The sequence below is a fragment of the Spirosoma sp. genome (genome assembly GCF_048594605.1).
GTDB lineage: Bacteria > Bacteroidota > Bacteroidia > Cytophagales > Spirosomataceae > Spirosoma.
On the sequence record NZ_JBMDWV010000206.1, the window covers coordinates 1 to 10,267 of the forward strand.

The 10,267-nt window shown below is 49.5% G+C and carries 7 protein-coding genes and 1 pseudogene; 4 read left to right on the forward strand and 4 right to left on the reverse strand.

What is annotated here, in order from left to right; genetic code table 11:
* The coding region (locus ACOJS8_RS12800) for a hypothetical protein (protein ID WP_420148931.1) at positions 1-363 on the forward strand (363 nt) is incomplete at its 5' end.
* Positions 364-561: 198 nt separating this feature from the next.
* The gene (locus ACOJS8_RS12805; RefSeq protein ID WP_420148932.1) at positions 562-1,881 is read left to right on the forward strand and encodes an aminotransferase class V-fold PLP-dependent enzyme; all 1,320 of its coding nucleotides are present in this window, start codon (positions 562-564) and stop codon (positions 1,879-1,881) included.
* A gap of 267 nt (positions 1,882-2,148) precedes the next feature.
* Here ACOJS8_RS12805 and ACOJS8_RS12810 read toward each other — a convergent pair whose 3' ends face one another.
* The 3 genes from ACOJS8_RS12810 to ACOJS8_RS12820 form a co-directional block, all read right to left on the reverse strand.
* Positions 2,149-3,624, reverse strand: a complete 1,476-nt coding sequence (locus ACOJS8_RS12810; protein WP_420148933.1) for a DUF1501 domain-containing protein — start codon at positions 3,622-3,624, stop codon at positions 2,149-2,151.
* 40 nt (positions 3,625-3,664) lie between these two features.
* The gene (locus ACOJS8_RS12815) at positions 3,665-6,418 is read right to left on the reverse strand and encodes a DUF1553 domain-containing protein (RefSeq protein WP_420148934.1); all 2,754 of its coding nucleotides are present in this window, start codon (positions 6,416-6,418) and stop codon (positions 3,665-3,667) included.
* Between the two features lie 556 nt (positions 6,419-6,974).
* The gene (locus tag ACOJS8_RS12820; protein WP_420148935.1) at positions 6,975-7,895 is read right to left on the reverse strand and encodes a hypothetical protein; all 921 of its coding nucleotides are present in this window, start codon (positions 7,893-7,895) and stop codon (positions 6,975-6,977) included.
* 452 nt (positions 7,896-8,347) lie between these two features.
* On the opposite strand from ACOJS8_RS12820, the gene ACOJS8_RS12825 reads away from it, so the two are divergent.
* Both ACOJS8_RS12825 and ACOJS8_RS12830 read left to right on the forward strand, forming a co-directional pair.
* A complete protein-coding gene (locus ACOJS8_RS12825) occupies positions 8,348-9,214 on the forward strand; it encodes a hypothetical protein (protein WP_420148936.1) in 867 nt (288 codons plus the stop codon).
* Between the two features lie 294 nt (positions 9,215-9,508).
* Entirely contained in the window at positions 9,509-9,796 is a 288-nt protein-coding gene (locus ACOJS8_RS12830; RefSeq protein ID WP_420148937.1) for a hypothetical protein, read from the forward strand.
* A gap of 91 nt (positions 9,797-9,887) precedes the next feature.
* Here ACOJS8_RS12830 and ACOJS8_RS12835 read toward each other — a convergent pair.
* Positions 9,888-10,267 (reverse strand): annotated as a pseudogene (locus ACOJS8_RS12835) (histidine kinase); the annotation flags it as partial.

Sequence of the window (10,267 nt, forward strand, 5' to 3'; positions counted from 1 at the left end):
CGGTCGTACGATCAGGGCCGGAGCTGGACAAAGCCGCTAGCCATCGCCCCCGCAGGTGCGTTACCGCGCTTGTTACGGCTAGCCAATGGGGTCACGGTCTTAGCCTCGGGTCGACCGGGCGTTCAATTGCGGTTCACCAAAACAGGTGGGAGCCAGGATTGGACGGACGGTTTTGAGATGTTGCCCTATGAGAGTACGCGTATGGAATTACAGTATCTGGTGTCGTGCGGGTATACGGGTATACTGGCCACTGGTCCCGACAGATTTTTGGTAATTTATTCGGACTTCCGCTATAAAAATGAGCCAGATCAGGAACGTAAAGCCATAAAAATACGGGAAGTAACGGTTACGCCGAACGAATAAGAGCTCTGGAATCGATTGGTACAGTTGAGCAAGCAAAACTAAGTTTTTCTGGATGATACGTATTACAAACTGATTTTGGCGTAGATCACATATTGGTTGGTGTTAACGGCATCTATAACGTAACGCCTGCGCCTGTACTTTTGGTGGAGAGACACAGGCTATTAAGTACTGGTGTGATATTTTATTGACCGACTAAACATGAAGGTAAGTATGGCGCATAATCGTCGAAATTTCGTTAAAAAGCTGGCCGTTGCCGGGAGTGCGTTATCCGTCAATAGTCTTCTGGAAACTACGCATGGGGCCGACCTGGCCGCTGCTAACCAGCGTGTACAGCACCTTAGTCCGCTGGAAGTTGCCGCTGACGAAGATTATTGGCACACCATTCAGCAGGGCTATACGGCATCGTCCTCCAGCATTATTATTCTCAATAATGGGGGCGTTTCTCCCTCGCCACTCGTAGTGCAGCAGGCTGTTGAACGCTATAACCAAATGATCAATCAGGGACCGTCCTACTACATGTGGCGACTGTTGGATCAGGGACGTGAGCCTGTGCGCGAAAAACTGGCTTTACTGGCTGGTACGTTGCCCGACGAGGTTGCCATCAACCGCAACGCTACCGAAGCACTAAATACGGTCATCTACGGACTCGATCTGGCGAAGGGTGACGAAGTGATCGGGACCCTGCAAGATTACCCGAATATCATTCAGGCTTGGCGACAACGGGCGCAGCGGGAAGGCATTGTATATAAGCAACTGAATTTCAAATTTCCGATTGAAGACGACGAGCTGATTGTTCGCGAGTACGAAAACGCCATCACGCCCAAAACAAAACTCCTTCACGTAACGCACGTCATCAATTGGGTCGGCCAAATTATGCCGGTACAGAAAATTTGTCAGATGGCCCACAAACGTGGCATCGAAGTACTGGTCGATGGGGCGCATTCGTTTGGCTTACTGGACTTCAAAATCCCCGAACTGGGCTGCGATTATTTCGGTACCAGCTTACACAAGTTCCTCTCCGCCCCGGTCGGTACAGGCATGTTATGGATCAAGAAGGAAAAGATCGCTAACATCTGGCCACTGCTCTGTAATAGCCAACCGAAAAGCAGCGACATCCGTAAATTTGAAACCCTGGGTACCCGCAGTTTTGCCATTGAGCAGGGCATTGGGGAAGCCATCAATTTTCACAACGCCATTGGCAGTAAACGTAAAGAAGAGCGGGTGCGGTTTTTAAAAAATTACTGGGCTGAAAAAGCCCTCAAACTACCCGGTGTTCGCTTATCGACCTCGTTGAAACCTCAGTTCTCCTGCGGTATTTGCGGAGTAAGTATCGACGGCATGACGCCGGGCGAAGTAGAGGGGAAACTCATGGCCAAATATAAGATTAATACCTCGCCTACGGTCTGGGAAAACATTAGCTGTGTTCGGGTAACGCCCCACGTGTACACGACGCTGGCGGATCTGGACAAGCTGGTGAACTCGCTGAGTGAGATTGTCGCGGAAAAGAAGAAAGCTTAGGCCAGCGCTTAACCTGTTGTAAACCTGATTACCGAACACATTTAGCCACTGTAGTACCAACAAAATAAGCTTTTTCCTAAGTTGGGCATCTACTTAGTTAGCGGTATCTAAATCTGTGATCAGTGGTTTCTACTGAATAGTCATTTCATATGTGATTAATTAAAAAGATCACATATCAATATCTTGATGTCTCGTCCTGAAAAGATACGGACGTTTATCTGTTCGATTTTTTAATGACCCATCCTAAATTGTGCTGACCATTGTCAATTAAGCTACTACATTAGTAATAACCTTGCCCGCAGTATCGGTTAAGCGGAAGTTCCGACCCTGGAACGGGTACGTAAATTTCTCATGGTCGAAGCCCATGAGGTGTAGAATAGTCGCCTGCAAGTCGTGAACATGGACGCGGTCGTTTACGCCGTAATAGCCCAGTTCATCGGTTTGTCCGTGGGTATAACCTCTCTTAGTGCCACCGCCAGCCATCCACATCGTGAAGGCTTCCAAGTGATGATCCCGGCCCATATAGGGCATAACTACCCCATTGCGGTTTTCCTGCATGGGGGTTCTACCGAATTCTGCGCCCCATACCACCAAGGTTTCTTCCAGTAGACCCCGCATTTTCAGGTCCTGTAATAAGGCCGCCACGGGTTTATCGGACAGTGCGCATTTATGCCGCAATCCGCCCTCGACATTATCCGCCGATGACGTACCATGACCATCCCAGCCCCAGTCGAAAAGTTGCACGAACCGAACATTATTTTCCACTAGTTTACGGGCTAATAAACAGTTCATGGCAAAACTCCCCTCGCCGGGTTTTACGCCGTACATGTCCAGAATAAAGGGCGGCTCTTTCGATACGTCCATCACCTCCGGCACCGACATCTGCATCCGAAAGGCCATCTCATACTGGCTAATCCGGGTTAGAATCTCCGGGTCCTGTACTTCTTCGTATGTCTGCCGATTAAGGTTATTGATGGCATCAATGGTCTTTTTGCGCAGGTTTCGGTTCATACCGTGGGGATCCGTTACGTATAGCACCGGATCACCACCTGTGCGGCACTGCACCCCTTGGTAAACCGACGGCAAAAACCCACTGCCGTAAACACTTTTTCCCGCGTCGGGCTGACGACCACCCGACGCCAGTACAATAAAGCCAGGTAAGTTTTGATTTTCGGAGCCGAGTCCGTACACCGCCCAGGCTCCTAAACTTGGGCGGCCGAGCCGGGCACTTCCAGTGTGCAGTAAGAGCTGAGCCGGCGCGTGGTTGAACTGATCTGTGTGCATGGCTTTCAGGAAAGTAATCTCGTCGGCCACGGTTTGCAGATAAGGCAGGTAGTCGGAGAGCCAGGCGCCGGATTGACCATATTGTTTGAAAGTACCCTGAGGGCCCAGCATCTTCGGTACGCCCTGAATAAAGGCAAACTTTTTTCCTTCCAGAAAAGCGGCCGGACAATCTTTACCGTGGTATTTGAGCAGCTCGGGTTTGTAGTCGAACAATTCCAGCTGAGAAGGCGCTCCGGCCATATGGATGTAAATGACCCGCTTGGCTTTAGGAATGAACTGCGCTACTTTTTCCGTTGCTACTGGAAGCGCGGCCGCTGGTTTCTCCCGTGACGGTCCGCACGCGTCCAGCAGGGAGCCCAGACCCAGCATACCCAACCCGAAACCAGCGGATTGCAGGAAATGGCGCCGGGTTTGACGCTGCAGGTCGGCGTGCCGTAGTTCGTTCAGTAGCTTGTCCATAATACATTCATTCTACGATGGGGTCTCGGGCGTTGAGCAATCATTCTTTGGTAACTACCTTGTCAAGATTCAATAGAACATTGGCCGAAATTGTCAGGGCAGCCAGTTCCGGAGATTTTTGCTTGCTGTAAAGCAGCAAACTGTCCACATCGGAAGGAGTAGTTTTAAACGTTGACAACGCGTCTCGATAAATGCCAAGAAGCACCGTTAATTTCCGACTTTCGATGGGCTGGAAGGTTAGCAGTTGGTAGCCTGCCCGTAGCTGTTGAGCTGGCGTTTTTCCACGCTGTTGCATCGTAGCTGCCAGCGTTTGAGCGGCTTCCAGATAAACTGGATCATTCAGCGTAACTAATGCTTGTAAAGGCGTATTGGTAGCGATCCGTCTTGACTGACAGAATTCCCGGCTGGGGGCATCGAACGTAGTCATGGACGGGTAGGGTGCGGTACGTTTCCAGTACGTATAGATACCGCGTCGGTAGCGATCTTCGCCCTGACTGACGATCCAACTCTCTCCGTTATAGGGAGATTGCCAGATTTTATCCGGTTGCGGGGGCATTACGCTGGGCCCGTATAGTTTACGGGAGAGAAGTCCGCTGCAGGCCAGCGCCTGATCCCGTACCTGCTCGGCGCTCAGCCGCACCCGCGGTCCATGCGACAGCCATCGGTTATACGGATCTTTCCGGATCGCTTCCTGATTTGTTTCCGAGCGTTGCCGGTAGGTAGCCGACAGCACAATTCGTTTGAGCAGTTTCTTCACCTGCCAGTGATCCTGTTCCATAAACTGCACCGCCAGCCAGTCGAGCAAGGCCTGGTGAGACGGTTCCGCCCCCTGCGAACCAAAATCTTCTACCGTTTCAACAATGCCCCGCCCGAAAAGCTGCTCCCAGAACCGGTTGACGATCACGCGACCGGTAAGTGGGTTATCCCGGCTAACCAGCCACTTGGCTAGTCCCAGTCGGTTCTTTGGAAAATGGGGCGGCATAGGGGCAAGAAGTTTAGGAACATCGGGCTGTACCTCAGCGCCTTTCACCATCCAGTTACCCCGAATGAATACCTGCGTTTTGCGGGCAAAATCGCCCTGTCCCTCCCAAATGACGGGCATGCTTTCGGGTGATCGGGTCAGTGAGGTGCTGTAATCGGCTAATATAGCGGGGTAGCCCGGCTGGTCTGAGCCGGGCAAGTTTTTCTGAAACGATACCCAGTCAATCCTGACCCATTCCTGTGGGGACGTAGTACTCTTCAGCGAAAGATACACGTCATGTTTTCCTACAGCTGGTAAAATGGGCGCGATCAACACCGTATCGCGGGTCGGTACGGCGAGTGTTGTCACAATGGGGCCGTTTACTTGGTCGAGGTGCAGTGTCAGAACGGCGTTTTTGGCCTTTGTTGTCGAGCGTAATACGACGCTCCCGGCATCGGTGAGGTTTACCTGCGGAACATGTGCGTTGCCCTTATCCTTAATTCCGTAGTAAGAAATTAGCAGTGAGGTTGAGGCATCGCCCTGTACAAACGTGTGGGCATTAATTTTCGGCTCCAGAACGCGCATGAACTGGGTTTTCTCATTCAGTTGCGCCGGATCGTATTGTTTAATCCACTCCTTGATACGCGCAACCCGGGCCGAGTCATCTCCTTTGTAGAAGCGAAGCTTAGGCCATTCATCCCAGACGTCCTCATCCCGGGAATTGTTAAAGAACGCCATGTATTTATAGTAGTCCTCATGCGGAATGGGATCATACGGATGGCTGTGGCACTGAATGCAGCCAAATGTAGTGCCCTGCCAGACTTCCCAGGTGGTGTTTACCCGGTCGATTTGCGCGGCCACCCGAAACTCCTCATCACTCGTACCGCCCTCGTTGTTGGTCATAGTGTTACGGTGGAAACCCGTAGCAATCAGGTTCTCTTCCAGAGGAAACCCGTCTTTTTTCTTGCCCAGTAGATCGCCCGCTAACTGCTCAATCGTAAATTGGTCGAACGGCTTATCCTGATTGAAGGATTTGATGACGTAGTCCCGGTAGGGCCACATGGTTCGGCCGCCGTCGCTCTCGTACCCTTTCGTATCTGCATAGCGGGCCAGGTCCATCCACATAGCCGCCCATCGTTCGCCATAAGCGGGCGATTGCAACAGCCGGTCTACCAGCGTCTCATAAGCCCGTGTGGACGTATCGCGATCAAAATCGCGTACCTGCTTCTCGGTAGGAGGTAGGCCCGTTAAATCCAAACTAACGCGCCGAATCAGGGTAGCTTTAGAGGCTTCCTGGGAAAAGGAAAGCCCATTTTCCTTTAGTTTCTGGAGGATGAAGGGATCGATTTCATTTTTTGCCCACCGTTGCGCACTGTTTGGCAGGAGACCGAACAGGTTGCTGACTGTACGTAAAGGAGGTACATCTGGCTTTTCAATTCGTTTATACGCCCAGTGGGTTTCCCAGGTTGCTCCCTCATTAATCCAATGTTTCAGAATCCTTACTTCCTGCGGGCTCAGGGGCGGAGCATGTTTCGGCATTTTTTCCTCCGGGTCGTTCGACAGGATACGGCGGATCATTTCACTGGCCTCAGCGTCACCACGCACGATGGGGGTTTTTCCTGATTTGCCTGGTTTCGTGAGCTCGTGTTCAAACAGAAAGCTGACATTCCCGGCTTTTTTAACCCCGCCGTGGCAGCTCATACAGTGCTTGTTCAAAATCGGCTTCACGTCCGCATTGTAATCAACCGACTTACTAAGCCAGACGGGTAAGACGGTTAAGGTGGCCGTACCAACGATCACTAAGCCCAGACTAATACTGATGACTTTGTTCATGAACTTATCTGTCGATAATGCTTCTGCTAGAACTTGCTCATGTTCAGGATATTGCAGTCCTTGGAACGACTACTATAACCAATACGGCTATCGTTTTAGTTCGATAATACTTTTGTAGTGCGGGGCCAGATGGGTGTATATGGCTTTGCGGAGATTGACAGGGTTACCACTTTTCAGAACCTGTACTAAATCGTAGTGCGTAACTGGATTCGCAATGTCAATTCGTTCACCCAGTTCGTGCGATTCCCTGAATACGTAGTCAAAAACGGAAAATAACAGGGTGTCTTACACTGAAATAGCTTGTCAGATTTTCACCAAAAATCGACGACCTATTTCAGTGTAAGACATCGGACGTTTTCGTGAACGATTTTTTACCGTTGAAAATGCCTCATGTAAGTTGTTTAATAACAATTAGTTAACATCTAAATTAGTACAATAATCGCTTCTTTTAAATGCACGATTTCATGATGTCTCGTCCGAATAATGCACCTACTGTAGGGTTGGTCAACACTCGTACGAATATTGACCAACCCTACAACGTCTAATACAGCGTTTCCTATAGCTTGGTGGGAACCGACTCTACCTTATAGTCGCTCGTTTCCGTTTCGATTTTCTGATTAGTGGTCTGGTTCCAGCGTTCGCGATCCGTTACGTATCCATCCGCGTTGAGATTGTACTTGTATCCGTAGTTAAACAAGACCTTGGCAGGGCCGGTCTGGGTGCGGGTGATCGTCTGGACCAGGTGTTTGTTGAACTTCCCGAATACTGGCAAAAACATCAATGCCGTCCCATCGGAGTTATCTTGGCCAAAAAACGAGAACGTAGGATTAAGCGGATAAAGATCCGCCTGCGGAATACCTCGGTTTCCATAGGTATACTGATCCGAATAAACCAGCCTTCCATTTGTTTCTACCTTCACCGAAGATAAGTCCCCATTCGTGTCGTAACCAAATACGGTAGTTTCTGCATTGGGATCTTCCACATTATAGCATTTGACCAGGCGCTTATTCTCATAGACATACCCAAATTTCTGGGGCGTAGAAAACTGGCCTGTGGTAAGATCGTGTGTAATCACCTCACTCCGGAGGGCCATATTGTCATTATTCAGGTAAAGAGTAGTGATTTTAAGCGTAACTCCTCCACTTTCAACTCCCCCATTATACGAAATTAGCGAGCTATAAGCGATTATTCTAGTAGGATTCACCTTATACTCGAATGTGGTTCTTTTTGCACCCTTCCGCACACTTGCCAGCCTTCCATCAGGCTTATAGGTTAGCATATACTCGCCCTGTTTAACCAGCGTATATTTTTTGGGTATCGTTGGGGTGATTGTCTGCGGGGCGGTCTCAGGGGCTATGTCAGCCGACTTGGGAGTTGGGGCCGGCGGTGTTAGTAAGGCGTCTTTTTCACAGGACGACAAGCCGATACAAAAAGCGAAACTCAGGGCACTGGTCGTAATTTTTAAAAAAGAATTCATGGTAGTTGTTGTTTAAAATAGATTTGTGAATGCTGTCCAATCACCTGGTGTGGTTGAACGATACAAAGGTTGGCCTGGTCAGGCTGGTCAATCAAAAATAGAAGGCTTATTGGCTCTATTGAGCGCTTAACGGGTAGGCAATCGAGGCTAAATTGTTTTAGCCTGCCTGGTAGTGGTTGGCCGTACATTGCCGCTAGAAACTGAGGCCCATCTGGCCAGTAATAGGGCCACCAATTTTTGAGGATATGTGGAGCAGCGGGACAATTACTTGTCTGGCACCTGACGCCCTAAAACACTTCAGCTTGAATTGTCCACTAGTTAATTGGCAAACAGAACCAGTGGCGTTAAAACAGTTGATGACCTACCTCCGTTAGGCGCACCTTTGCTCCACAATAAACAACAAGGCACCCATAGTGGGTAGCTTCATAGTCAATCAAAACAACAAAATACCGATGAAAACCTTTGTTAAACCCAGTACCCTACTGACGTGTGTCGTCCTGTCGATCGGCCTGATTGCCTGCGAGAAAGACAGTTTCCTCACCCCAAACTCAACCGCTAGTGCCCGTACAGCTGCCCCGCAGAATAGTATTGACGTAAGCATTCCCCAAGTGCACAAGCTTACCCAATATGGGGAGGCTAAGCTGACCTACGCGGCCAATGGTCAACTGCTGTCGGTGACGACTCCCGTTCGGGGCAGTATGCCTGTTCAGACCGACTACACCTACACTCCTGGCCAGATTCGGGCGTTTACCCATCAGGGAAAGATCGTTCTGCATGATGAAACGTTTACTCTTGACGCCAGCGGTCGCTGTACGGAATCCGTCGAAGCCGGGAGTTATAGTGATGTCCACTGGATATATACATATACGGATAAAGGCCAGTTATGGTCTTGTATGAATCAAAACAGTTGTGTTGGCGGAATCACCTACAACTATAACGCTGACGGCGATATGGAGAGAGCGAGGCTTTCTACGGGTGTTTCAGAGGGCATTGACATCACATTTGCGTATGATCAGCCAGCGGGTGCCCCGTTGCTACACGATGCCTATCCGTTGAACATAACGGTCCCCAGGATGACTGCGCACGATACCTACCTGCGCATTTTTGGCAAGTCCAGCAAGCACCTTCCCAAACATGTATCGTATAAGCCGGCTCCGGGAACGACCTTCGTCACGCTCCCCAGTGATTTGGTTTATGTGTACTCGCTGGACACGGACGGCTTTGTGACGAAAAAAATAGAATACAATGGCCAAAGCGGTGTGCTGCCCAAAACGGTCCTGTATGCGTACGAAATGGTAAATCTTGTCGTGAATCCCTGATGCGTATATGGAGATACGTTCGATCATCTCCGGTTGATCTTGTATAGTCAGACAAGTACAAGCATTTTAGGTGTTGAAAATGGTTTCGGTGGTTGCGTCGGAGCCGTTTTTGACTTTACGGTTGACAAGCAAATGCTGTAGAAAACAGCCCTGACAGGTTATTTAGACGTAGTGAAACACGAAAAATTAAACGCTGCTTGCCTATTCCTTAACAGTAGAATCGTGTCCACTACTTTTTCAGGGGCAAGGCTTACCCAAGTAAAACGGTACGGATAGTCGTTTATCCCAATCAATATGAAAGACATTGCATCCCATTGGTATGAAGCGTCCGGTACTTATCAGCCTGACCGGAATGGCTCTTCTGTGGTTGGCCATAAGTGGGTGGAGGTCCGAGCTGATAAACATATTCCGTTTACCATACTCCGTCAGCGTAACGGCGACTTTGTCATTACCTGTGACCAAGCCAGTTTGGCGGCTGTTCACATGGGGTATAGGACCTGCACCATTTATGCCGCACAGGCGCTGGCGATGCCTGCTGAAGTAATCTGGAGTATAATTCTGGAAGGTGTTATCTCCTTTTAAGTAATACGTCAGTGAACGGCCGAGAATTTATGAACCGTATAGGATAGGAGTTAAGCAGATAGCTCAAAGTCATTGCCAGAAATTGATCAGCTCAAAGCAAAGGCACTTTCACAATGAACGTCGTGTCGGTCTCCTCAATCAGCAGCGGCCGGTCACTTAGGTAGGCATAGAGTTTTTTGAGACTATCCAGCCCCTGTTTGTTTGAGGTTTTGACCAGCGGCTTTTTTTGACGGTTATTTTCCACCCATACATACCGATCCTGGACAAACACCCGAATTCGAAGCGGGCTGTCCTCGTCGGTGGTATTATGCTTGATAGCATTCTCAAACAGGTTTTGAAGCGTTACGGGTACGATTTCATAGGCTAGGTATTCAGGGGTTATGTCTAGAATAATTTGTAGCCCATCGTCCAGCTGTGCTTGTTGCAGATCAATGTATTGTTGCACAAAGCCCAGTTCGCTACTCAGGCTAA